Source organism: Akkermansiaceae bacterium (assembly GCA_024233115.1).
GTDB lineage: Bacteria > Verrucomicrobiota > Verrucomicrobiia > Verrucomicrobiales > Akkermansiaceae > Oceaniferula.
Genome location: JACKQB010000007.1, coordinates 144175 through 168296 on the forward strand (window position 1 = coordinate 144175; position 24122 = coordinate 168296).

Genomic DNA, 24122 nt, shown 5'->3' on the forward strand with positions numbered 1-24122 from the left:
TGATATCCTACGAGATCAACTTCGTGCAACAGACTAAAACTCTGCATGGCCAGGACGATGCCGAAAATATTTGTGTGTGGTTTTTTGGGGGGGCCAATGCGCGGGCTGGGGGGGGTATTTGGCGCCTTGCAGCTCGAAGCGCTCGATACAGGGCAAGCCCCTGCCTTTGCCAATGTGCACACCCCACTCGATGCGTTTGCCTTTGCCGCTTCCGGTAAAGGCTTCGGGTCGATAGGCACCTGCCGCATGCGGCACATTTTTTACGTTGTGGGTCTTTTTAAAATGAACGCCATCGTCGGAGTAAACGAGTGAACGCACCCACTCTTTCGGACCAACAGATCCGATCAAGGCGGCGACTCCGTCACCTTCGGGCCAGACCAGCACCTCATGGTTACCCGGGATGACGGGATTGGACGGGTGCTTGACGTAGGGGCCCTCCGGTTTGTCTGCAACGGCCAGACCGAGTTGGGTTTGGGTTGATTTTTTCCCAAGCTGCCGCCCTTTGTAATATAACCAGTATTTACCATCGCGGGTGATCAGGCAGGCGTCATCGATCAAATGGCTGTCAAAATCCCTGGGGTTGTCGCTGTTTTTCAAAATCGGATTGGAGGCCAGTTTCCGCCACGGACCATCGGGTGAATCCGACACCGCCATGCCGATTTTTGAATCGGGCTTCACTTTCATGTGGGCGGAGATCCCGGTGAAAAGGAGATAGTATTTCCCTGCTGCCACCAAAATGTTAGGTGTGAATACACTCGCTTCGTCGAATGAGCCGGAGCCCGGCTTGCCTTTGCCCACAGCCATCCCCTTTTCAGTCCACTTGCGACCATCCGGAGACGTCGCATACCAGACAGTAGCGTCATAACCGCTGCTTTTCGGGCCTTTGGAATACCAGACATAATAGAGGTCGCCGACCTTGATGATATCGCTGGGATCGCGGCGCATCACGCCCTTTTCCGGTCCAATACCTTGCGCTTCGGAATAAACCACAACCACCTCACCACAACCACCCTCCTCGGCATCGGCCGCTTGGACCAAACAGGGGGCGACACAGGTGAGTGCCAGACATGCTGTTAGAATGGCGGTCATCGCTGTTTCTGGTTTTTACGCTTTCTTGGTGCCGGGCGCTTTCCAGCTCCTGGATTTGGCCGATAGGTCTTCAGCAATGCCGCCATTTCTTTTACGACTTCGGGGTATTGCGTGTAGACGTTTTGTGTTTGGCAGAGGTCATTTTCCAAATCGTAGAGTTGACCCTGCGGCGCGTCTTTCCTGATCCTGCCATTTTCGATATCGCTATTTTTTCCACCTATGAATGCGACCGCCGGCGCGCCCCCCCAGGCGTGTTGGTTTGGCTTGGAACCGCTGAATCCACCACTACCCTTACCAGGGATATACATCCACTTGCCTTTGCGGATGGATAGTAGCTTTTCACTTTTGGGCGCGATAAGCAGGTGCGAGCGTAGTTGCTTGGCAGGATTCTCCAGTAACGCGGGCAGTACATTGACGCTGTCTTTATTTTTCAGGCTGTTCGGATCCTGACCGGTCAGAGCCATGAAACTGGCAAGCATATCAACATTACAGATTAACTGGCCGGAATTGCTACCGGCCTCGATCTTGCCAGGCCAGCGTGCGATGAACGGCACGCGGTGCCCGCCCTCCCAGGCACCGAATTTAAAGCCTAGCAGCTCGCCATTCATCTTGTGCCCCGCCTTCACCGCATTGCGGCCGCCCAGGTTCAACATACCACCATTATCACTGGTGAAAATGACCAGTGTATTGTCGCTTAAACCATTTTTTTCCAGGCACTGCATGACCTCGCCGACCATCCAGTCGAGTTCATGGATATAGTCGCCGTAGAGTCCAGCCTGGCTACTGCCTTTAAAGCGTGGCGCAGGGGTAAACGGATGGTGAATGTTAGTGGTCGCGAAATAGAGGAAGAACGGATGATCTTTGTTTTCGGTGATCCAGCTGACCGCTTTTTCCACCATCAAGGTTCCGGTTTTCTCATCGTCGTAGATGGCATGTGCCTTTTTTGCACCACCAAAATTGTTAGGCGACTTGACGGAGGCTTCCTCAGGAAAAGTCGGCGTGGCTGTAGCTGGCTTGCCACCTGGAATGAGGGGGTCTTTCGGGTCGTAGCCTACGATGGTATCGTTCTCCACATAGACATAGGGGCTGCCACTATTCACTAACGGAACCCCCCAATAATAATCAAAGCCAACGTCTTGCGGACCAGGGCGCAGGGGCACACTCCAGTCGTTTTGCCCCACACCAAAACCCAGGTGCCATTTCCCCAGGGCCGCCGTTTTGTAGCCTTTGTTTTTGAACACCTTCCCGATGGTCAGGGTCTCGGTATCGATGATCAGCCCGGAGGCTGGGGAAAGCGGCCCCCATACCCCCTTGCCACCATACGCCCGGACGGGATACTCGCCGGTGAGCAATGCATAGCGCGATGGCGTGCACACGGCGGATGCCGAATGGGCATCGGAAAACTTGCGGCCCTCTTTCGCCAGGCTGTCGATGTTCGGGGTCCGCACCTTGGTCGCGCCATAACAACTGAGGTCGCCATAACCAAGGTCATCGGCAAAAATAAAAACCACGTTCGGCGGTGCTGACGATTCCGCATAAAGCATGGATTGGCTTCCTTCGATCACCAGGCAGGCGATCGTCATCCAGATAAGACAGGGTGGGTATTTCATAAATAATGAATGTGCGTTAGCTCACTTGACAGGTCGCAGGATCATTGCATGGCCGCCGCCTGAGGCCATCTGAGCGGCAATCACATCACCTTGTTTCACGGTCTTTTTACTGATCACATAAACCTCGGGGTTCTTCACTCCGTGCGCACCAGGTGCATCCTGATAGATGGTCGCCTCGTAGTTCTTTTCCGGCTCAAGAAAATCCAATGCGATGTCCAGCGACTTCGCCTTCTGGTCATTTACGGAACCAACAAACCACGTATCACCGGAACGTCGGACGACCGTGATGTATTCGCCCATCTCCGCATGCGGCACACGGGTTTCATCCCATGTGGCCGGCATGGCTTTCAAGAAGCCAAACAGGTCGGCTTTTTTAAGATATTCTTCCGGTGCGTCGGGGAATGTGACCAGACCGGTGTAAACCACCAGGCATCGCGCCACTTCACTGACCACCGTGGAAATATAGCTGTTCTTTTTCTTCGGCCCCTTCTTACGCTCACCCGCGTTGATGCTCTTGATTCCGAAGTTGCCGTTCGCCTGATCCATCGGGCCGACCAGTGCGTTGACCATTGCCATTTTCAGGAAGGCCTCCGGTGTATAGGCGCGTCGACCATCCTGCTGGGCATGGCAATACTCGCGGGAAATCAGGTTAGGCATGGTGCGCTCGACTCCGGTCATCGGGCACGGACCGTCATGGAAATTAACCAGCATTTTATGTTTCGCTGCATTTTGAATGGCATCCCGGGTGAATGCCGCCTGATTCCCATGGAAACCGTATTTCATCGCCGTCGCGCCGTAACCGGCATAATGGTTGAACAGCGGCTCGTTGGGAACATCACCCTTCTTGCGATCGTAGTAGAGGCAGATTTTGACACCCTTCTGTTTGGCATAGGCCATGACTTTTTCGATATCGACTTCGGGCACAGGGGTCATTTTCTCGGCGCTTGCCTTGTTGTACCAGTGGTCGTCAATGGTCAGGTATTCCATACCCTGCTCGGCGCAGAAATCGATCTGTCGAAGATAGCTGCGGGTATCGATATCATATTTGAAGTCGCCATTGTCATAGCCATGGATACGCCAGTCCCAAATTCCCTTGCCGGGTTTGACCCAGCTTGCATCTTCGAGGGCACAAGGTGCCGCCAGGCTCAAGGCAACGGTATTAACCATCAAATCCGCATGTGTGTTACCCACGAGAATGACGCGCCAGGGAGTTAGATGCCCCGCGCCGACTGAGGTAACAGGACGAGAGCTGGTCATCACCTGCCCCTTGGCACCGGGATTCACACCCATGCTTTCAAATCCTGCCGCCGAGTAGAGATCCGATTCCAGCAGTGCCAGCACGCCTCCCTTTTTGCCGTCCGAAACCAGCGGCACTTTAAAACCCTTTCTCCCGGTCAGCTTGATCGGCCCGCTCACCCCACTCTCACCGGCGGCGCAGTAGTGCTGCATCCCGCGGTCCGCCAATTGATAGCCCATGGAAAAAGCCATCTTCTCGCCCTTCGATTCCCCCGACATCACAAAGCGTAGGCCGATACCCGTATTGTGGACACGACAGAGCAAGGTCACCGGGGTTTTACCAGCCATCAGTGATATTGACAGCTCGCGGTAATGATCGCGGATCTTGCTGAACTGGCCCCAGGTAGGCGACCAGGTGGAGTCGTTCTCGCGGACCCCGTGCTTGAGCACCGACATCCCGGCTCCCTTGAAAATCTCTATCGAAGATGGCGACACCAAAAGATCTTCGCCTTTCTTAACGGCGTAGGAAAGCGCACCGCTTTTTTCTTCAATGGAAACCGACAGTTGCCCGTCGGGCGACTGTACCACCATGGGGGCAGCGACCAGAGGCATCACCGACGATATACACGCCAATATAGTTATTATCTTGTTCATCGATTTTTTATGTTTGTGAGGCAGGAAGCAATGCTCACATCGCAACCCACGACCCTACATTATCCACAAATTCCAGAATCTGCATATACCCTAAAAAGGGGGTTTTTGCAGATTGCCACGGAGAGTGGCACAGTGGACCCACCGGCCCTCTTTTATCGATGTTTGACACCACGGGCTAACCTGTTAGGTCGATGGCAGGCATATGGTCACCGGCTGTCAGCCTGGATCATTGTCGCCACTCGAAGGCGACCACCCGGAACCGGCGGCCGAACTGCGCGCCGAGCGAGCCGTCCGACGGGGTATCCGTGGCGGCGGTTTCCCCGCCGACCCACTCCGGCTCGCGCTGCACCGTGGCGACGCACCTTGCGGTGGCGACCACCTTGCCGTCGGCGTCCTTCGCCTCACCGTAGCCGTGGACGGTGAAGGTGTCCGAGCGAGGCCGGAGCATCGGGCCGATTTTCTCGAGGATCTTCATCTGGTTGATGGACATCGGGGTGCCATAGCTCCGCGCCATGGCCAGAGCCTCCTTGTACACCCCGCCGTTGACATCGGTATTATAGACCTCCGAGTCCGGCAGATCCCGGGGGTCCACCCAGGTGTCGCGCGAGAGCCCGGCATTGAGGTCCGTCGTTTCATCACCCTCGATGGCCGCCTGCAGCCCACCTCTGTTAGAAACCTGCTCCGCGGTCAAGCCGGGGCGCAGGTGGTCCTGCGGCCGCAGGCTGCGGTTGGCGAATGCCGCATACGAGGGAAACGGCCCGCGCAGCTTGACCTGCCCGACGATGCGCTCCGCCAGTCCGTCCAGCTCCTCCTCCGTGAGGCTGCGGGCGTCGCCACTGTAATTGGTGGCGGTGGTATGGTTTGAGGCCGGATCAAGCGGTGCGAATGGGGTTGTGGCCACGCCCCGGGTGGTGTAGCCCGGTCCGTTGTCACTGCCGCCTGCTTTCCCGGCGAGGCCGACGGTCGAGGCCAGCACCGCTTTCCAGGCGGCTTTCGAAGTGGAGTTCACGTTGAAGCCGCCGTTGAGCAAGACATGCGACATACCGTCGCTGGCGCGCTCCACCAGGTCGGCCTGGTTGAACTTCTCACGGTGCGCGGAATCAATGAAACTCAGGTTGGAGTTATAAAACTTCGTGAATTCACTCCCGGCGGCATCGCTGCCGCTCAGGTAATAGCTGTCCCAGAGGAAGTTGTTATAGAGGAAGGCGCTGTCCATGCGGTAGGCCATGCCGGCGGTCTTGTCCTCCACCATGTCGCGGTCAATATTCCACTCACCGTGTTTGGTGGTGTTGGCGCGGATGGCACCCGCCGGGTGGTGCGGCGGACGAATGGAGGTGCCCACCGCGAACGTGGGTTCAAGGTCATCACCCGTGTTGCGGTATTCATAGGACTTTCGATAGCTGCCTGATTGCAGGTATCCGCGACCGAGGGAGGCGTGGGAGAAAGCCGCCAGTGAAAGCATCGGCTCGCCGGGGCGGCGGATGTGGAAGAGTTTCTCCTCCTCCACACCCGCAGTGGTGTCGGAGGGGCCGACGTACGCGTAGTGCGGGCCGCTTGAATCACTGGCATTGACGATGTCCGGTTTGACATAAGAGGTCACGTCCGAGCCGGCCACAAAGGTGCCGGTGATGAACTGCGGCGGCGTTTCACAGGTGGTGCCCACGTGGGCAAAACCATGCCCGCGGATGTTGTAATGCCCCAGTCGGTTCGCCGGATAGACGTTGGCCGCGCTTTCCTCGGACAACAATTCCGACAACTGGTTATGCATGGTTTTGCGCACCAGCACACCACCCCAGCGCGGGCTGTCGCCGATCAACGGAGCCGCCGGTGGTCGCACCTGGGGGACAAACTCACCGCTTGCACCGGCGCCATCGTCCAAATCCCATCTCAACTTCTCCAGGTGAAAGCCGATATGATCGGAATACATGCGGGTTCCACCGCCGTAGTTATTGTTGATGCGCTTGTGGAAACTGATGTTGATTGCGGGAGGGTCCACGAACCTCACCCTGGCACCCCTGTTAGAAAGACCAAAACCATCCTGCCAGACGGGCACCAGTTCCTGGGCCTTTGTCTGGCTGTAGGAGATGTGTTCTGCTGGAGTCGTCAAGATCATCGCCTTGCCGGCCGGAATTTCGATGTCTTTGGTTGAAAGCAACTGCACCTTGCCAAATTGCATTTCTGGCGGCGTGTAACCCGGGGGCTGTGGATTACCGGCGTTATCGACCCATTGGTAAGTGCCGTTTAAGGAGTAATCGAACTCCAACTCCGCCCAGCCGGCACTGGCGTTTGCATTTGCTGCCAGGCGAATCCAAAAGGGCCTCACCACCATCGGCACATCGTAGGGGTTCCAGAGGGTCACCATTGGAAACAGATGGAAGGTCACGTAATATTGATCATTTCCGATATCCTCGTAGGAGACATCAAAAAAATACTGCACCCGGGTGATCACCGGTATGAACTCGTTAAGGGCGCTGCCGTCCCTGACATTGGACGTCCTCCATCGGCGCACCAGCAGCGGGGTGACGCCATCATTTTCAAGGTTGGCATAATCCCAAAGAACCCCCCATGGCGCGCCGCCCGGTCGCAGCGAGAAATAAAGTCCATACGTATCCCCGTCAGGTGTGATTCCCTGCTGCGGAAACACCAGCTCCGTGGGAAATAATTTCGTGCCGTAGAGTGCATCCAGCTCGAGGCGTGGCATCTGGAAGGCGCTGGTGAGGTCCCTTTGAAAACCACCTCGCTTGGTGTCGGTCAGCAGACTGCGTGACGAGGTGGTCAGGTCGTTGCCAAAACCTTTTAGGGCGGCAGCCATCGCCGCCAGGTCAGCACCGGCGAGCTCGCTTGTCTCCACACTCACCACCCTGCCCCAGGTGGCGGCCGCTCCGTCCTGCGGCAGTTTTTTCAATCCGTCCGCGGATGCCGGGGTGGTGCCGCCCGGGATCCAGTCCGCCCGCAAGCGGTGACCCATCAGGCCGGCCGCGAGTTTCTCCGTATCCTCCGTGCTGCCTTCGAACGGGTGGGTGAGGTCGAGCCGCGCCTTCACCCCCTCGTCCTCGACCCAGTATGCGTAGGCTCCGTTGCCGCTGGCGACCCTCGGCACACGGACCGTCTGCTCGACTCCGTCCGAACCGAATCTTCCCATCACCACCGCGTCAGAGGGTGGTGTGCTCGCCGGGGTGAAGTAGTCAGCCGGGTAGTCGTTGGCCTCGTCCACCGCGTGCATCTCGTTGCCCGAAACCAGATAGACCCCCTTTTTGGAAACCCGGCGCAGGGCGAGGTCCCGGCCCAGGGCGTCGCCCTCGGGTACGGCCAGGGTCGGCCAGACACCGGTCAGCCAGCCGTTCGGCAATGGCGTGCCGCTTGCGTCAGGCGCACCGGTGATGGCGCCCCGGGCGGTGACCGACTGGTCGGGCCCGGCGTGTTTCTGCAGTTCACCGATGGCGATCATCACCGCCAGACGGGCGTTGGCGCGGGCCTCCATCCGGGCGTCCCCTACCCGGCTTGCACGCATTGACAAGGTGCTTAAACTCAGCATCGCCAGCGCGATCATCACCAGCAGGGTCATCACGCTGACGGTGGCGATCAGTGCAAACCCCCGACGCTGGGTTGGACAGGCACTGCAACAAGGTGCTGGATGGACCATTAACATCTTCCTATCAGGGTTCACATTGGATACACACAAGTCAACACGGCTTTCTCCGTCATCCATATTTGAACACCAGCTTGTGACCTGTTGCCATCCCCGGTGGACTCCGTCACTCGGATTTTTCCGTTCTGTTGAGCATGGGCGGCAGTAGGGTGAAACCGACGCGCCCTTTTTCACCGATCTGATAGATGACGCCGATGTTTTTGATATCGTAGCGGACCGCCATGCGGGTTTTCACCCCCCCCTTTTTCCATGACGCGTCGAGACGCTCGTAGACGGCGATGGGCATCTGATAGTCGGTAAACCGGGACACGTCAAAGGTATGTGAACCCCTGTCTTTGAGTGCCTTTTTTTGCGTGCCAATCTGCACACCCACAACTTTGCCGGACATATTGTAAACGTTCAGCTCCCCGTTTTTCACTCCCCGTTCACCGCCGTAGGGAAGAGGCACGATCTGGTATTTTTTTCCCTTTGGAATAAACAGGAGCACATACTGGCCACGACCGGCAGGCAGGATCACATCCCCCACGTGCCGGTCATCCTGGGCGCTGTGAAAACGCAGCGTTTTCAAACCCTTGTAGTTGAACGGACGCGAGTATGCCCCCACTTTCAAATTCGCCGGCACCTCGGACTTCTTGTCCCCGCTGATAATATAAAGCGCGCTGAGGTCGATGCCGTCCTTGTTTCCAGGATCACCCCCGTCGCCATCCAGGATCACGCTCCGCTTCATCGCCCACATGAACAGGCGCAGACTCGCACTCACCTCGGGTTTGTCCTCCCCTCCCTGGCCAAAGGCGGTGATCGGTACAATCATCATCGTAACAATGAATAGGGCGACGGTGCGGAATGAACGGGATGTCATGGGTTAATTTGTTAGGGGAATGGCGGATACGGCATCATCGGCGAATGCACCGTCGGTTGTCAAATCTAGATCATTTTCTCCACTCGAAAGCCACCACCCGGAACCGGCGGCCAAACGTCGCGGCCGTTGTGCCATCAGCCGGAACATCCGTGGCGGCTGTTTCCCCGCCGACCCACTCCGGCACGCGCTGCACCGTGGCGACGCATTTTGCGGTGGCGACCACCTTGCCATCGGCATCCTTCGCCTCACCGTAGCCGTGGATGGTGAAGGTGTCCGAGCGAGGCCTGAGCATCGGCCCGACTTTCGCGAGGATATTCATCTGGTCGAGAGACATTGGAGCGCCATAGGTCAGTGCCATTTCAAGTGCCTCCTTGTAAACCCCGCCATTGAGGTTGGTCTGATAGACATTCGAAGCCGGTAAATCCCGGGGGGCAATCCACGCATCACGCGAGAGCGCGGCATTGAGATCCGTCGATTCATCACCCTCGATGGCCGCCTGCAAGGCACCCCTGTTAGAAACCTGATCAGCGGCCAAGTTCGGGCGCAGGTGGTCCTGCGGCCGCAGGCTGCGATTGACGAATGCCGCATACGAGGGAAACGGCCCGCGCAGTTTGACCTGCCCGACGATGCGCTCCGCCAGTCCGTCCAGCTCCTCCTCCGTGAGGCTGCGGGCATCACCGGTGTAGTTCACGGAGGATGTGTGGTTTGCCCCCGGGTTGAGGTGCTCGAACCGGGTTTCGGCCATGCCCCGGGAGGTGTAGCCCGGCCCGTCGGCGCTGCTACCGGCATTACCGGCGAGTCCAACGGTCGAGGCCAGCAATGCTTTCCAGGCGGCTTTCGAGGTGGAGTTCACGTTGAAGCCGCCGTTGAGCATGACATGCGACAAACCGTCGTTAGATCGCTCCACCAGGTCGGCCTGTTTGAATTTCTCGCGGCCCGCGGAATTGATGAAACTGAGGTTGGAGTTATGGAACTGCGCGAATCCACTTCCGGCGGCATCGCTGCCGCTCAGGTAATAGCTGTCCCAGAGGAAGTTGTTATAGAGGAAGGCGCTGTCCATGCGGTAGGCCATCCCGGCGGTCTCATCGTCCACCATACTTCTATTGATCCCCCACTCACCCCATCTATTGTCCAGGCAAGTGTTGGCACGGATGGCACCCGCCGGGTGGTGCGGCGGACGAAGTGAGGTGCCCACTGGAAATGTTGCCTCAAGATCATCCCCTGTATTGCGACCTTCATAGGATTTTCCACCACCTGATTGCAAATACCCGCGACCGAGGGCGGCGTGTGAAAACTCAGCCAGGGCAAGCAATGGCTCACCAGGGCGGCGGATGTGGAAGATTTTCTCCTCCGGCGAGCCCGAAGTGCTGTCGGAGGGGTCGACATACGCGTAGTGCGGGCCCTGCGTATCACTGGCATTGACGATGTCCGGTTTTACATACGAGGTTACATCCGAGCCGGCCACAAAGGTGCCGGTGATGAACTGCGGCGGCGTGCCCACGGCATTCCCCACGTAGGCGAAGCCATGCCCGCGGATGTTGTAATGCCCCAGTCGGTTGGCCGGGTAGGCATTGCCTGTACTTTGCCCGACCAATACCGACATTTGGTTCTCAACGGTTTTGCGCACCAGCACGCCACCCCAGCGCGGGCTGTTGCCAACGAGCGGTGCCTCCGGGGGTCTCACCTGGGGGACAAACTCCCAACTTGTGCCATTCCGGCCATCCAAATCCCAGTTCAAACCCTCCAGGTGAAAGCCAAGGGTGCCCGAATACATGCGGGAGCCTCCCCCGTAATCGTTAGAGGCGAGCGCGTGGCGGGTGACCTCAATCCCGGGAGGATCCACAAACCTAACCTTGGCTCCCTGGTTAGAAAGACCAAAGCCATCCTGCCAAACCGGCACCAGATCATGGGACACAGCGTCACTATAAGCGATGTGTTCTGCAGGGGTTGTCAAAATCATCGCCTTGCCGGCCGGGATTTCGATGTCTTTGGTTGAACGGAAACTCACCGCGCCAAAGCGCATCTCAGGCGGGGTGTACGCCGGGTCCTGTGGATTGCCAGCGTTATCGACCCACTGGTAGGTGCCGTCCAGTTTGTAATCGAATTCCAGATTTTTCCATGCGGCACTGGCGTTTCTGTTAGCCGCCAGGGAAATAGTAAAAGGCTTCACCAACATCGGCACATCGTGCGGGTTCCACAGGGTGACCATGGGAAACAGGTGGAAGACGACATAGTACTGGTCATCCCCGGCGGCCTCGTAGGAGACATCGAAGAAATACTGCACCCGGTTGATCACCGGCATGAACTCGTTGATGGCGCTGCCGTCCCTGACATTGGACGTGCTCCAGTGACGCATCTCCAGCGGAGTGTTGCCATTGCTTTCGAGATTAGCGTAATCCCACAGAAGCACCCATGGCGCGCCGCCCGGCCGCAGCGAGAAATCACGTCCAACTGTCTCCCCGTCATCCGCCGTTCCCTGCTGGGGGAACACCAGCTCCGTGGGAAACAACTCTGAGCCAGAGAGACCAATAACCTGGCTGCGTGACATCTGGAAGGCGCTGGTGAGGTCCTTTTGAAAACCGCCGCGTTTGGTGTCGGTCAGCAGACTGCGTGACGAGGTGCTCAGGTCGTTGCCAAAACCTTTTAGGGCGGCAGCCATCGCCGCCGGGTCAGCACCGGCGAGCTCGCTTGTCTCCACACTCACCACCCTGCCCCAGGTGGCGGCCGCTCCGTCCTGCGGCAGATTTTTCAATCCGTCCGCGGATGCCGGGGTGGTGCCGCCCGGGATCCAGTCCGCCCGCAAGCGGTGACCCATCAGGCCGGCCGCGAGTTTCTCCGTATCCTCCGTGCTGCCTTCGAACGGGTGGGTGAGGTCGAGCCGCGCCTTCACCCCCTCGTCCTCGACCCAGTATGCGTAGGCTCCGTTGCCGCTGGCGACCCTCGGCACACGGACCGTCTGCTCGACTCCGTCCGTACCGAATCTTCCCATCACCACCGCGTCAGAGGGGGGGGAGCTCGCCGGGGTGAAGTAGCCGGCCGGGTAGTCGTCGCCCTCCTCCACCACGTGCATCTCGTTGCCCGAAACCAGATAGACCCCCTTTTTGGAAACCCGGCGCAGGGCGAGGTCCCGGCCCAGGGCGTCGCCCTCGGGTACGGCCAGGGTCGGCCAGACACCGGTCAGCCAGCCGTTCGGCAATGGCGTGCCGCTTGCGTCAGGCGCACCGGTGATGGCGCCCCGGGCGGTGACCGACTGGTCGGGCCCGGCGTGTTTCTGCAGTTCACCGATGGCGATCATCACCGCCAGACGGGCGTTGGCGCGGGCCTCCATCTGTGCAGATTGCGATGACTTGCCGCGGACTTCCATCGTGCCCAGGCTCAGCATTGCCAGCGCGATCATCAGCAGCAGGGTCATCACGCTGATGGAAGCGATCAGTGCAAACCCCCGCCTGGGCGTGGAAAATATACTGCAAACAGGTGCTGGATGGACCATTAACATCTTTCTATCAGTGTTCACATTGAATACACACAAGTCAACATGGTTTTCGTGCGTGTCCATATTTGAACACCTGCTTTACCCCCTCAATATCAACGACCTGGCCTACCCTACCCCGCTGGGACAAATCGACAAGTATTTGAGACAGACAAATGCATCCTGTTACACTACAAGACAGGATGTAATGATACCCAATGGATGATAATACCGTCCCGTACCCGCAGCATCGCGCTGCTTCATCGAGGCGGCAATGATAGAGAGCGCACGTGCGCCAATGCCAACTGAGGATCAGAACAAGCAACGTTAACCCCCATCAACAACAAACACATACCAACAAAAGCCATTATGAAAAAAACAATCCAAACAGCCCCCCTCGGTCTGCTGCTCGGCCTTGGCCTCGTCATGCAGGCCTCCGCCGCCATCACCTATGTGGATGTCGATCCCACAAACGGCGGCAACACAACGCTGACCACTGGCGGTGCCATCACGCTCGGCGGCAACAGCGGCACGGACAACAACTGGCGCAACCGCACAGACGCTGGCCTCCTCAGCAACGTGCTCGAAGCCAGCACCGGCAGCGCCAGCAACACAGAGAACGTGCCCATCCTCCGCACCACGATCAGCGGACTCACCGATGGCCAGACCTACCAGATCTACGGATACTGGCACAGCAGTTCCGCATGGGACGTCCGCCTCGGGCTTGCCGAAGGCTCCCTGACGCCCTACGGCGGCACCTCTGGAAACCCCGGCACCGCCATAGCCAATCCTAACACCTACTTTGCCAACGGTGGAGCGCTCGGACTGCCAACTTCCTACGCCACCCTGCGGGAAAGCTACCTCGGCACCGCCACAGCCACAGGCGGGGGCATCATCTACGCCTTTGTCGATGACATTCCCAACGGTGAAACCGGTGCCGGCACCAATGGCTCCAGCGGACAAGGCCGCACCTTCTTCGACGGCTTCGGCTATCAGCTCGTCCCCGAGCCGAGCACCGTCTCCATGGGGGCCGTCGCCCTGCTTGCGCTGGCCACACGCCGCCGCAGGAACGCCAGCTAAACCAACGGCGCAAGCCGTAGAACATCTATCCACAAACGCCTTTTACGCCCATGTAAAAGGCGTTTTTGCGTTTGGGGAAACGGGGTGAGTTTGGGGGAAAGAGGGCGCGGGCTGTCGAAGGGGGCGGGCTGTCGATTTAAGATAATCTTGAGGATAATATACCCTTTTTAGGGGATTTACTGCTGGATAGGGGGTATGTATATTAGCAATGCATCATGCTGCATCTTATCCTTTGAGTATCATCAATCATGAAACCAAACTTCCGCAAAGAGCCCACCGTATCATCTGACGTGTTGTGCTGCCGTGATGGATTCGCGTTGATCGCGACCATTAGCGTGATGGTCTTGCTGGTGATGATCGCGCTGGCGATGTTAAGTCTATCCACCATCGAACTAAGAAACTCCCGGCATGATGATGCGATGAACGCGGCCCGCGCGAACGCCCGCATGGGATTGATGATAGCGATCGGGGAGCTGCAAAAATCCACAGGACCCGACCAGCGGATTACCGCGACTGCCGAAGTTCTGTCGGAAAGCACAAGCGTATCAGACGGACGTGCCCACTGGGTGGGCGTATGGGACACATCCGGCTATGCCCCGTCATCCCCTGACCAAAGGTCTTTTGTAAAATGGTTGGTCTCCTCTCCAGATGCCGGCATGAGCTCCACGCTTGGCTCGGTATCGGCAAGCACCACTGCCGATGACCTTCTTATTTTTGAAGGCGAGGATGATGTATCCTCGGTGAGGGTTCCCAAGGTAAGTGTCAACGAAGGCTCCTATGCTTACTGGGTGGAGGACGAGGGGGTGAAAGCTGATTTGGCATGGAATGAAGGTGAGTTTAACCGAGACCAGCGCAAGCAAGCCGCCCGACTGGCCGCCGCACCTGGCGTGGACTATGAGGTTTTCCAAGGCCCCTTCAGCGGCAAAGTATCTTATCCGATCCAGTATGGCGGGGGCAATGCCTGGCTCGATCATATCGACAAAGCCATCAGCACAGCGGACCTACCACTGGTGGTGGGGGATACAACACACCGGAGTGATTGGCTGAGAAGCCGTCGTCACGACATGACCATCGGCAGCCGGGGGGTGATGGCGGATGTGAAAAAAGGAGGTCTACGCCGCGACCTGAGCCTGGCCTTCGAGATGGACGGTGAAGCGAACCTGAGCTGGAACGGCTCCGCCTATGCCAACCCGCCAACCAAATTCAACCGGCAATGGGGTGAGTTTGTTGGCGAGACCCCGGGAAGCGATGCCCAGACGGGGATACAAAGCGTCGGCGGCCTGACGGCCAGGTATATCTACGGCGATACAAGCTCCTCCGGCCAACCCTTCTCGGGTGATATTCAGGACAGCTCGGCGATCATCCGGGGACCGACATGGTGGACCCTGAGGGACTACGCGAATTCCTACAAAAGGCTGACCGGCACCCCCGGCAACTACCAGATATCAAGCCGCGCAACCTTCCCGAACGGGAGCGAACCGAGTGGCCCCTACACCGTCCTGCCGATAGCCGGGAACGTTGCCGGAAACCTGCTCTGGGACCAGGTTTACCACAAAAACAAATTTTATCTGGAGAGGCCGTTTGAAGCAAACTACGCCCCGGTGATGCTGGGATACACTTCCCTGCTCAGCGTGCTTTCCACTCCCGATAGTGCTCCTGGCGAGGAAAAGCTCGCACTGGGGATCGACCCCATCTTTTTCCTATGGAACCCGTATAACCACCGCTTGAAAGCCGAGCGGTACATCATCACGTTCAGAGCCGCGTTACCGGGGCAGATCAGGATATGGCTGGACGGAAGCCCCAGACCCGCAGCCGATGTCCAGGACTACATCGCCCGCGCAGCCGGCTATGGCAACCTGAACGTGGGCAGCTGGCTCAGCTATTCCATCACCAACGTGGACCTGGCGCCCGGCGAGGTAAAGGTCTATTCCCCGCCAACCGATCCCAGCCTTGTATCCCCCGGCTCCAGGCATCCCTACAACACCGATGCCTTTCCCGGTGCCAGTCTGGATGCCGGCAGCGGGGCGCTGATCACGAAGTTCCCCCCCTCATGGAGTGAGATCAAAGTGTCCGACTTTTCATCCATCCGCGTAGCCTTCGCAATGACAGGAGCGACTCCGGAAAATTTCGTGGGAACCCACTTGCAAGACCCGGCCACCAAGAATGCAGCCCTGAAAAACATATCGAACTTCGGCCCCACCCTACGAAGCTGCTTCCCTTATTTCACCTATTCTGATGAGATGGCAAGGGTCGACAAGTTTGAACCCGCGAAGGTGATGAACCAGGTCACCATGGCTGAGGCGGCAGGGCCGTATACGAGCGCGTCCATCGCTGGCAGCAAACAGTTCTGCGGTGTCTTTTCCCTGCTGGCGTCACCGGCGAATTTCTCGGGCGGGAACGCAACCCCCCCTGGAAATCTTCGCGCAGTTCAATCCCATGGCACAGGGCGCAAGCGGTAACACCGGGGTCCGGGCCGGCTCCTGGAACCAGGAAATTGTCTCGATCAACAGGGACTTTGCCAGCAACCATGCGGCGGCCCTGGAGACAAGCGGTGTCATTCTCCCGGCACTTCAGCCGGAAAACGGGTTTTGGGGAGCCAATTATGGTAATCCTGACGGTGTCTCGGGCTCTTCAGCGATACCGATGGTCGACATCCCTACCGGACCGATCTTTTCACTGGCCCAGTTCGCACACGCCAATCTTTCCGTCCGGGCCGACGAGCCCATGTGTGCTGCGGGTAATTCGCTTGCCAGCCCGTTCATCGACCCGGTTTCCCCCTACGGCCCCCTGCCCGAACGCTTTAATGAAGGCGGGGACACCGGTTCGTCGAGCTCGATTACCGTCTCCGACACATCATGGCTGATTAACGACGCCCTGTTCGATCGTTATTACCTGTCCGGCCTTGCCCCGGAGTTCACCCTGACCGGCAGTTACTCCCCGACCGGAACCCTCAAGGAAACCCTGGAAAAATTCTTTGAAGTCAAGGGAGCCGACTACCGCCAGGCACAGGCCAACCCGGTGCTGCAGCCGTATTTACCGGAGGGCGAATCCGCCCCGGATGCCGTTGATGCCCTCGTTGCGGAGGATGGCTATCGGAAAATGGGAGCCTACAGCCTGATTGCCGGTAGCTTTAATGTCAATTCCACCTCGGTGAGAGCCTGGACGGCCTTGCTCCGTGCCAACCGTGGGCTGGCGGTAACTTATGCGCAGGGGGGAAACGACTCCGGCTCTGCGGGAACCAGTCCATATCCACGAGGCACCTCCCCGGCATCCAGTAAACAAGCGGAGCAATACTGGTCCGGGCTTTCGCGTTTGAGTAATGCGCAGATCGACGACCTGGCGGAAGAGATTGTCAAGCAGGTGAAATTGCGCGGTCCGTTCATGAGCCTGGCCGATTTCGTCAACCACCGCGTTGGCAAACCCAGGAAGGATGCGACCCATTACATGGGCGCGCTGCAGGCAGCCATCGAGGATTCCGGAATCAACTCACAGGTGCACGCAGGCGCCGGCGGAAGTACGGTCAATTATGCGACAAGCAACCTGAGAGGTAGTTTTTCAAACCCGATGCCTGGCAACCGCCCGACCACCACAGGTATCGTCACCGACATCACCCAGGCCGACCTGCTGCAGCCGCTTGCGCCCCGGTTGAGTGCGCGCTCCGACACATTCCGCATCCGCGCCTATGGCGAAGTCAGGTCGGCTGACGGCACCAGCATCGTGGCCCAGGCGATGTGCGAGGCCGTGGTGCAGCGTATTCCGGAGTATCTGGACACAGCGAACGACCCGGATAACAATGAGCCGTGGGACGAGGTCGCCGACCCCAGCGGTGCATCCACCTTGAACCCTTTGAACCAGAAGTTTGGCCGTCGTTTTAAACTCATTCAATTCCGCTGGCTGGCTCAGAACGAAATCTAGACTATGAAAAAACCACACCTCCCCCCCCTCGTCCCGCCGTCCGCGCTCGCGACCATCGCGGTGCTGGCCTTTGCCTGTTTTTCACTTGCCGCCGTAAAGGCCGCAGAGAACGACCCGACCTTTTCGTGTGTGAGCTGGGGCAAGCTGCCCTATACAGATATCTACTTCTCCAACGGAGGGGAAATGGAGCGCATAGAAATGACACCTGGCCGTCGCTCCGAACTCTACTCGATGCAACGTTCCGAAACCTTTGCCGTCTACATCAAAAAGGACAAGCCGAACGGAAAACCAGGGTGGCAACTGGTCGGCAAAACCACCTTCCCGCAGAATGCCAAACGCATGCTGTTCCTGATAGCCAAAGGGGCCCCAAAAGGGAATAAAAAGGAGGGGTTGCCATTATCGGTGTTAGGTATCGAGGACTCTCTGGACACCTTTCCAGCGGGTACTTTTTGTTTTGCCAATTTTACCAGAACGGTGCTCAACGTCAGCTTTGGCGATGTGTCCGAACGCCTGTCGCCCAGGGAAATCAGGGTGTTCAACGCAAAAATGGCAGACAAGGGAGGACTGATGTCGCTTGTGATCCGGGACAAAAAAGGAACCCCTGTTTTTGCCCGCCGCCTATTCGGCCAGCCCCGGTCCCGCGAGCTGGTCTTCATTGTTTCCCCGAAAAAAGCCGAAGGGAAGCTGAAGACCATCATCATTGCTGAAATCGTCAACGTGACGCCAGCCAACAACTAACGGGCGTCATCCCCCAGGCAATTTCTAAAACGCCTTTTTGATGGTCTCGAGGTTCACGCCCAGCAGGCGGAGTGAAATGGCGTCGAGCTCTGCTTCCGGCCCCTGAATGTGGAATGTGCGCTGCACGTGTTTCATGGCCTCCCCCGGTTTGAGTGCGGCGGCGGGTGATGAGGTTTCCAACTCATAGAACGGCCCGAGTGGTGCCGCTCCCGGCTCTGGCGATCCGTCGTTGTAGGAATTGATGACATCGCCCACGTAGGGGTGCTCCTGCATTTCCCACATGGAATTGACAAATCCGTTAGGCGCGTCCTGCACATTGTAGGTCACGATGTTAAGCACCTTGCCAGCCGCATCATAACTGCCGGCGATCCCTTTCGAGCGCTGCGGGCTGATCCCGATCTTGCCACGCCGTGTGCCGTCGCCTTTAAAAAACAGGATGTCGTCTTTGACTTGCAGGTATTCCGCAGGCACCTTGCCGAAGTAGCTGTCGTTGACCTTCGCCCCCAGCTCGTCTTCACTGCCGGCTTTGAAGGGGATGACCACCGTTGTCGTGGGTGACGGGTTGTACATGCCGAGCATCCAGATAGAGAGCAGACCGGTCTCGGGCTTCCAGGCTTCCTCCCCCTTGTTAGTGATCCGGTTGTCCGTTTCATAACCGACCATGCGAATGTCATCACCGAGCTCCACGTTGAGCATTTTGGCAGCGTCCTCTTTACCCAGAACGGTGACTGTGCGCTGGATACCTATTTTAAACCGGGTGCCGCTGAAATTGGTTAGATCCGCGCTGTGCTCGAACGTGGCCGAGTCCTCGGTCTGCCTGACCATTTTAAAGGCCTCGGTGTCGATGACGGCGGGCGTTTTCCAGTCGGAAAATTCAAACTTAGCCCCCGGCTTGAAATACAAGGCATACTGCCCGCCCTCCGGCCCGAGCCAGAAGCGTTCTTCACCGCCAAAGATATAGATATGCGACTCCAGCTTCCCCTTGGCCTCCTCCTCGGAGAGTATCCCCCTTTCGATGACGGGACGGTTGATCCAGCCGAAGCTCGGCCCGGAGTCGTGGTCGTAGGTGCTGGTCATCACCCGCCCCTGCCAGGCCGGTGCCACCGCCACGGCAGAGTCACCCTTTTTCAGGACAAGCAGGTCGGTATGCTTTTTCATAAAGGCGGCGTCATCCGCAAAAGCACCCGTTCCGGTAGTCGTGGTTTTCTCCTGGCAGCCGCTCTGCGCCAGTATGGCAGGCAGGGCAAACAGTGCGAATAGATTTCGGGTTTTCATCGGTTAGTTGGTTGGTTGGTTGGTTGGCTTGGTTATTCGTTGGGGACGAGGCGGCAATCAAAACGGTGGATGAATGGAAGGTAGCCTTTGGCCCTGCCGATCTCAACCCCCCATTGGGGCAGATCGCCCGAACCACTCCCGGTAAACGCCTCGGGACGGTAGGCGCCGCCGGCCCACGGGCCATTTTCAACTTCGTGGGTTTTGGTAAAATGAATCCCGTCCTCCGCATACTGGACGGTGTTGGTAATTTCCTCCGGACCGGTGGTTCCAATCATCGCCGCCACACCTTTGCCCTGGGGCCAGACCAGCACCTCATGGTTACCGGGGATAACCGGGTTTGCCTCATGCTTGATGTACGGGCCTTGGGGCTTGTGCGCGATAGCCACCCCCATTTGCGTTTGGCCAGGGCCTTTTCCCAACTGCCGTCCTTTGTAATAGCACCAGTACTTGCCATCCCTAACAATCAGACAAGCATCATCAATGAGATGACTATCAAAGTCCTCCTTGTTTCTACTGTTTGTGATCACCGGGTTGGCGGTACCACGCTGCCATGGACCGTCGGGAGAGTCCGACGACGCAATACCAATTTTTGAATCCGGGTTGTAGCCCTTGCCGTATTTTTTGGAAACCCCCGTGTAAAACAGCCAGTACCGTCCCTCGGCAACCAGGATGTTCGGTGTGAACACACTTTCCCCTTCCCAGGTTCCAGGTTTCCCTTTTGCGAGCGCCATGCCCTTTTCCGTCCACTGATGCCCGTCCGGCGAGGTGGCATACCAAATGGTCGCATCGTATCCGGGAGAGATCGCCCCCTTCGAGTACCAGACGTAGAAAAGATCGCCCACCTTGATCACATCGCTCGGATCGCGGCGCATGACACCCTTTTCCTTGCCGATACCGGTGAGTTCGGAATGGGTGACCGTGACGGTGGCTTTTTTGGCTGTTTGCGCAGGGGCAGCGCCCGCCTGCGCGACGAATGCGCCCATAACCATTATTAAACAATACAATTTCTTCATCTCTTTATTTTATGATATTTTCCCAGGTGGTCTTTTTACTTAAGTTGAATGAGCAGGCGGTCATTTGCATTGAGTGTAACCGGCTCGGAAAGGCCAATCGAAGCCCCGCCTTTATTTGATTCAAGGTTTGCCGCCAGCGTTTTACCGTTGAGCGTGACTTGCGCATGGGTCGACTGCTCCTTTTTAGGTGTTAGACGAATGGTTTGAAGCCTCAGCGATCCATATTTCAGATTGAACTCCACCTTCATTTCTTTGTTACCCAGAGTCTGGCTGTATGTCCCCCACCCTTTCGCTGCCGTAAATGGAACACGGAAATTGTCGGGGTGCACCAACGGGTTGAACCCGATCATTCCCTCCGGGCCGTTGTATGCAAAGCCACTGATCGCAATCAGGCTCCCGTACGAAGCCATAGCCCGCGCATAGAAATCAGAAAACTCGATTTCGTTATACGGATTACGTTTTGCTGGGGCATAGCGATCGTGCACCGTGCGCATAACGGCCAGTCCCTTCAGCAGCAGATCCGGATCACCGGTCCCGATCATGTGCGCTGCAAGCTGATGTTCAAAGCCCGTCATCACTTCATTGAAATAACCAAAGGTCCAAAACTCGCGCTGTTTCGCGGTAATGCCGCCATTGGGCCAGGAACACATAATGACTCCACCGTCGCCTTTCCAGGCATAGAAACGTCCCTTGCGAAACACCTCGCGGAAGGGTCCGACATCGGTCAGGTAGTTGTATTTCCAAACCGCATTCAATGCAGAGTGGACATGCTCCTGGTTATAGAGCGGGCCTAGCCCAACCTGATCGGCCCAGAACTGTCCATAGACCTGGTCAATATAAACGCCAGGCCCTACCCCGATGGCATCCGCATGTTTCGGATCTTCGATCTGTACATAATATTCACCGTTGTAGAGCTTCTCGATGTTTTTGCTGCCCATCGCGAAGGTATCACGGCAGAGCTTGGCAAAATCCTTATCACCTGCATTGAGCGCCATTTCTTCAGACGCACGCAGTGCTGCTAGATAGAGCGAACAGAGGACGTGCACTTTGCCATACCACTCGGCATCGAGTGTGTTGTGCTGCTCGCCGTCGAGCAGTCCGTCGTAGGCATCGTCGTTTTTATCAAACTCGATCAGGTAGAGCATCGCCTTTTTGATGCTCGGCCAATTGCGTTTTAGAAACGCCGAATCCGCCGACACCAAATGCCCACGATAGGAACGTAGAACGGTGCCGCACTGACCATCGATTGCGACCTGCGCATTGTTGCTTGGGCGGAAGGGAACTCCACCATCAGGCAACTGGCTGTTGCGGCCTTCACCAAAGTCGGTCTTCTCACGCAGGTTCTGCTCCAAGGATGGAAACAAACGCCCCATTGCCTGCGCGTAGGCCCAGACGTGCGTGCAGGTGCCAGGTCCTGCACCAATGCCCTCCGTGGCCCAGAATCGATCACCCGCAAACTTTACGTTCGCCGTCTGCAGTGTGCTGGCCGGCGCCATGGCACGATCCATAAACCACTGCGGCAAGGTCGAATCATTCCAGGTATCGACCCAGCGCTGGGTATCGGCAGAGAGACGCTGGAAGTTTTTGACCACATACTCACTCACGGCCTGGGCGCTCGCAAATTTCGGCGCATACGCATTAAGACCGAAATGCCACGAAATCAAAAAGGTGAACTCCTTGGTCTCCCCTGCGGCCAAGGTAAACGAAGCGTTCAATCCGGGCGTGCCGTCATGATCGACCTGTTTGGCTTTTCCCAAATAGGTCAATGCCATCGACCCCTTGGTCTGGACCGTTGGTTTTCGCCCTTTCCCTTTTTGTGGTAACTGCATCGAGTAAACCAAGCTGGTGGCGTCTTTCTGGGCCACTCGTCCGGGCTTCCCTCCAAGAGCTTTCGTATACTTCGGATACCCCATCCACCCCTGCAGATCGAAGCTTACCGGCTTCGTTGACCGGTTCTTGATGCGATAGCTGCGTACGGTGACAGGTAGCTTTGAGTCTTCCACGTTCAACGGAATAAAGGGAGAATAGGCACTCAAGGTCACCTCGAGCGGCGAATGTGAATCTTGATAGCTCACTTCACCGATGGGCCATCGGCCTTTGAACTCGACCGTTTCCCAATCCTTCTCGCCCAAAACCCGGACCACACCATCCGCAAACTTAATGGCAAAGCCTTGAGCCAGTGGCGCAGGAAATTTTTCAATCGTCGGCGGATTCATAAAGTTCGCGCCGTCTAACACTCGAATGGTCTTTCTCAATCCGTTTTTAAAACCGATATAGCCCTCCGGCAATTCCACGTCCTGCTTGACAACACCCGTCGAAGAATCGCTGAAGATATTCCATGAATAAAGCTGTCCCGCGCCATCCATCACCAGAGTGCCGCAGGCAATGCCCCCTACCGGCATACCGATGTATTTGAGGGTGTCATCCTTTTTACTCCCCGTAATTGCAGCATCGAGTGCATGCCCACGCTCGGTCAGCGAGGCCAACCAATCGGCATCCAGGTCCTTCCCGGCCGGAATCATTTTTCGGTATAGTTTGCCCGTGTCCCCAGGTTTATTATCATCAACTGCCGCAATCGTTGGACGGGCTCCGGTATCCTTGAGAGGAACGACCCCAGCCTGCGTGGTTGCAGAAGCCAACCAACAAACAAATGTTAATCCGGCGATTTGAAGGAGGGGTTTCATTGATCTGTCTTTTGCTGTTTCGTTGTTTATCAGATGAGGAACGGTCTCAATGAGTCGCAAACTAAACCTACAGACTCCGCAGTATTCCGTAAATACCCAGAAAAGGGTATATTAAGCATGAAATTTAAGCCTGGAATTCATAGCTTGACCGGAAAAATCTGTCTCTTAAGTTAGTGTATCACTACCCATGCCTCCCAAACAACACACCAATGAGCCGATCGATGTTTGCATCGTGGAGGATCACATCGACTATCGCACCATCCTGAGCGATGCCATGGCGTCCACGGACCGGCTACGCTGCCAGGCCGCCTTTTCCAATGTCGAGGACATCCTCGATCATCTCAAGGAAACCAGACAAAGCCCGGACATCATCATCCTTGATCTGGGACTACCCGGCATGGATGGGATTGATGCCATTCCCCTGCTGCGCGCGGCAGCCCCCAAAACCCAGATCCTCGTGCTGACGGTATTCGATAACAAAACCCGGGTCTTCCAAGCCTTGGGAGCCGGGGCATCCGGTTACCTGATCAAGTCCGACGATCTGGATGTCACCATCCAGGGAATTGAGGATGCCTACCATGGGATCGCACCGCTGAGCGCCGAGATCGCGCAGATGGTTTTTGCCACCTTCTCAAAGTTCAAACCCGCGGCAGCATCAGAGCAATTGTCCTCACGCGAGATCGCTGTCCTCACAGAAATGGAAAAAGGAGCCAGCCGACAATATGCCGCCGATGCGCTCGGAATCAGTATCCATACCATCAGCACCCACATCAAGTCGATCTACCGCAAGCTCCAGGTTCACAATGTCTCCGGAGCGGTAAGCAAAGCCATTGAGAAGGGTTTAATCTAGC

At 57.2% G+C, this 24122-nt stretch carries 14 protein-coding genes; 5 read left to right on the forward strand and 9 right to left on the reverse strand.

Annotated features, from left to right (window positions below; genetic code table 11):
• Positions 1–33: 33 nt before the first annotated feature.
• The 6 genes from H7A51_18245 to H7A51_18270 all read right to left on the reverse strand — a co-directional run bounded on the left by H7A51_18245 (position 34) and on the right by H7A51_18270 (position 12509).
• Positions 34–1089: a family 43 glycosylhydrolase gene (locus H7A51_18245; GenBank protein MCP5538159.1), complete on the reverse strand. Its 1056-nt coding sequence runs from the start codon at positions 1087–1089 to the stop codon at positions 34–36.
• The gene (locus tag H7A51_18250; GenBank protein ID MCP5538160.1) at positions 1086–2699 is read right to left on the reverse strand and encodes an arylsulfatase; all 1614 of its coding nucleotides are present in this window, start codon (positions 2697–2699) and stop codon (positions 1086–1088) included. Before H7A51_18250 ends, H7A51_18245 begins: the two co-directional genes overlap by 4 nt.
• Positions 2700–2720: 21 nt before the next feature.
• Entirely contained in the window at positions 2721–4589 is a 1869-nt protein-coding gene (locus tag H7A51_18255; protein MCP5538161.1) for a glycoside hydrolase family 97 catalytic domain-containing protein, read from the reverse strand.
• A gap of 226 nt (positions 4590–4815) precedes the next feature.
• The gene (locus H7A51_18260) at positions 4816–8238 is read right to left on the reverse strand and encodes a hypothetical protein (protein ID MCP5538162.1); all 3423 of its coding nucleotides are present in this window, start codon (positions 8236–8238) and stop codon (positions 4816–4818) included.
• 106 nt (positions 8239–8344) lie between these two features.
• Positions 8345–9097 carry a hypothetical protein gene (locus tag H7A51_18265; protein ID MCP5538163.1) on the reverse strand — a complete coding sequence of 251 codons (753 nt, stop codon included), beginning with the start codon at positions 9095–9097 and terminating at the stop codon, positions 8345–8347.
• A gap of 70 nt (positions 9098–9167) precedes the next feature.
• Positions 9168–12509, reverse strand: coding sequence for a hypothetical protein (locus H7A51_18270; GenBank protein ID MCP5538164.1), 3342 nt, complete (start codon positions 12507–12509; stop codon positions 9168–9170).
• Between the two features lie 426 nt (positions 12510–12935).
• Between H7A51_18270 and H7A51_18275 the strand changes: the two genes are divergently transcribed.
• From H7A51_18275 to H7A51_18290, 4 genes are all read left to right on the forward strand, one after another.
• The gene (locus H7A51_18275; protein ID MCP5538165.1) at positions 12936–13646 is read left to right on the forward strand and encodes a PEP-CTERM sorting domain-containing protein; all 711 of its coding nucleotides are present in this window, start codon (positions 12936–12938) and stop codon (positions 13644–13646) included.
• A gap of 248 nt (positions 13647–13894) precedes the next feature.
• Positions 13895–16105 carry a hypothetical protein gene (locus H7A51_18280; GenBank protein ID MCP5538166.1) on the forward strand — a complete coding sequence of 737 codons (2211 nt, stop codon included), beginning with the start codon at positions 13895–13897 and terminating at the stop codon, positions 16103–16105.
• The gene (locus H7A51_18285; GenBank protein MCP5538167.1) at positions 16083–17561 is read left to right on the forward strand and encodes a hypothetical protein; all 1479 of its coding nucleotides are present in this window, start codon (positions 16083–16085) and stop codon (positions 17559–17561) included. The genes H7A51_18280 and H7A51_18285 overlap by 23 nt, the downstream gene beginning before the upstream one ends.
• A gap of 3 nt (positions 17562–17564) precedes the next feature.
• Complete coding sequence (locus tag H7A51_18290) at positions 17565–18299, forward strand: hypothetical protein (protein ID MCP5538168.1); 735 nt, start codon at positions 17565–17567, stop codon at positions 18297–18299.
• Positions 18300–18323: 24 nt separating this feature from the next.
• Here the strand turns inward: H7A51_18290 and H7A51_18295 are convergent, their stop codons facing one another.
• The 3 genes from H7A51_18295 to H7A51_18305 are packed head-to-tail and all read right to left on the reverse strand — an operon-like array spanning position 18324 to position 23271.
• Positions 18324–19574: a hypothetical protein gene (locus tag H7A51_18295; protein ID MCP5538169.1), complete on the reverse strand. Its 1251-nt coding sequence runs from the start codon at positions 19572–19574 to the stop codon at positions 18324–18326.
• Between the two features lie 32 nt (positions 19575–19606).
• Entirely contained in the window at positions 19607–20587 is a 981-nt protein-coding gene (locus H7A51_18300) for a family 43 glycosylhydrolase (protein MCP5538170.1), read from the reverse strand.
• 35 nt (positions 20588–20622) lie between these two features.
• Positions 20623–23271: a hypothetical protein gene (locus H7A51_18305; protein MCP5538171.1), complete on the reverse strand. Its 2649-nt coding sequence runs from the start codon at positions 23269–23271 to the stop codon at positions 20623–20625.
• 187 nt (positions 23272–23458) lie between these two features.
• On the opposite strand from H7A51_18305, the gene H7A51_18310 reads away from it, so the two are divergent.
• On the forward strand, positions 23459–24121 hold the full coding sequence (locus tag H7A51_18310; protein MCP5538172.1) for a response regulator transcription factor: 663 nt from the start codon (positions 23459–23461) through the stop codon (positions 24119–24121).
• The last annotated feature ends 1 nt before the right edge of the window (position 24122 follow it).

Excerpts from the sequence above, each read along its gene's own strand:
- H7A51_18245 (MCP5538159.1), bottom strand. The coding sequence starts at position 1,089 with ATGACCGCCATTCTAACAGCATGTCTGGCACTCACCTGTGTCGCCCCC.
- H7A51_18250 (MCP5538160.1), bottom strand. The coding sequence starts at position 2,699 with ATGAAATACCCACCCTGTCTTATCTGGATGACGATCGCCTGCCTGGTG.
- H7A51_18255 (MCP5538161.1), bottom strand. The coding sequence starts at position 4,589 with ATGAACAAGATAATAACTATATTGGCGTGTATATCGTCGGTGATGCCT.
- H7A51_18260 (MCP5538162.1), bottom strand. The coding sequence starts at position 8,238 with ATGTTAATGGTCCATCCAGCACCTTGTTGCAGTGCCTGTCCAACCCAG.
- H7A51_18265 (MCP5538163.1), bottom strand. The coding sequence starts at position 9,097 with ATGACATCCCGTTCATTCCGCACCGTCGCCCTATTCATTGTTACGATG.
- H7A51_18270 (MCP5538164.1), bottom strand. The coding sequence starts at position 12,509 with ATGACCCTGCTGCTGATGATCGCGCTGGCAATGCTGAGCCTGGGCACG.
- H7A51_18275 (MCP5538165.1), top strand. The coding sequence starts at position 12,936 with ATGAAAAAAACAATCCAAACAGCCCCCCTCGGTCTGCTGCTCGGCCTT.
- H7A51_18280 (MCP5538166.1), top strand. The coding sequence starts at position 13,895 with ATGAAACCAAACTTCCGCAAAGAGCCCACCGTATCATCTGACGTGTTG.
- H7A51_18285 (MCP5538167.1), top strand. The coding sequence starts at position 16,083 with ATGGCACAGGGCGCAAGCGGTAACACCGGGGTCCGGGCCGGCTCCTGG.
- H7A51_18290 (MCP5538168.1), top strand. The coding sequence starts at position 17,565 with ATGAAAAAACCACACCTCCCCCCCCTCGTCCCGCCGTCCGCGCTCGCG.
- H7A51_18295 (MCP5538169.1), bottom strand. The coding sequence starts at position 19,574 with ATGAAAACCCGAAATCTATTCGCACTGTTTGCCCTGCCTGCCATACTG.
- H7A51_18300 (MCP5538170.1), bottom strand. The coding sequence starts at position 20,587 with ATGAAGAAATTGTATTGTTTAATAATGGTTATGGGCGCATTCGTCGCG.
- H7A51_18305 (MCP5538171.1), bottom strand. The coding sequence starts at position 23,271 with ATGAAACCCCTCCTTCAAATCGCCGGATTAACATTTGTTTGTTGGTTG.
- H7A51_18310 (MCP5538172.1), top strand. The coding sequence starts at position 23,459 with ATGCCTCCCAAACAACACACCAATGAGCCGATCGATGTTTGCATCGTG.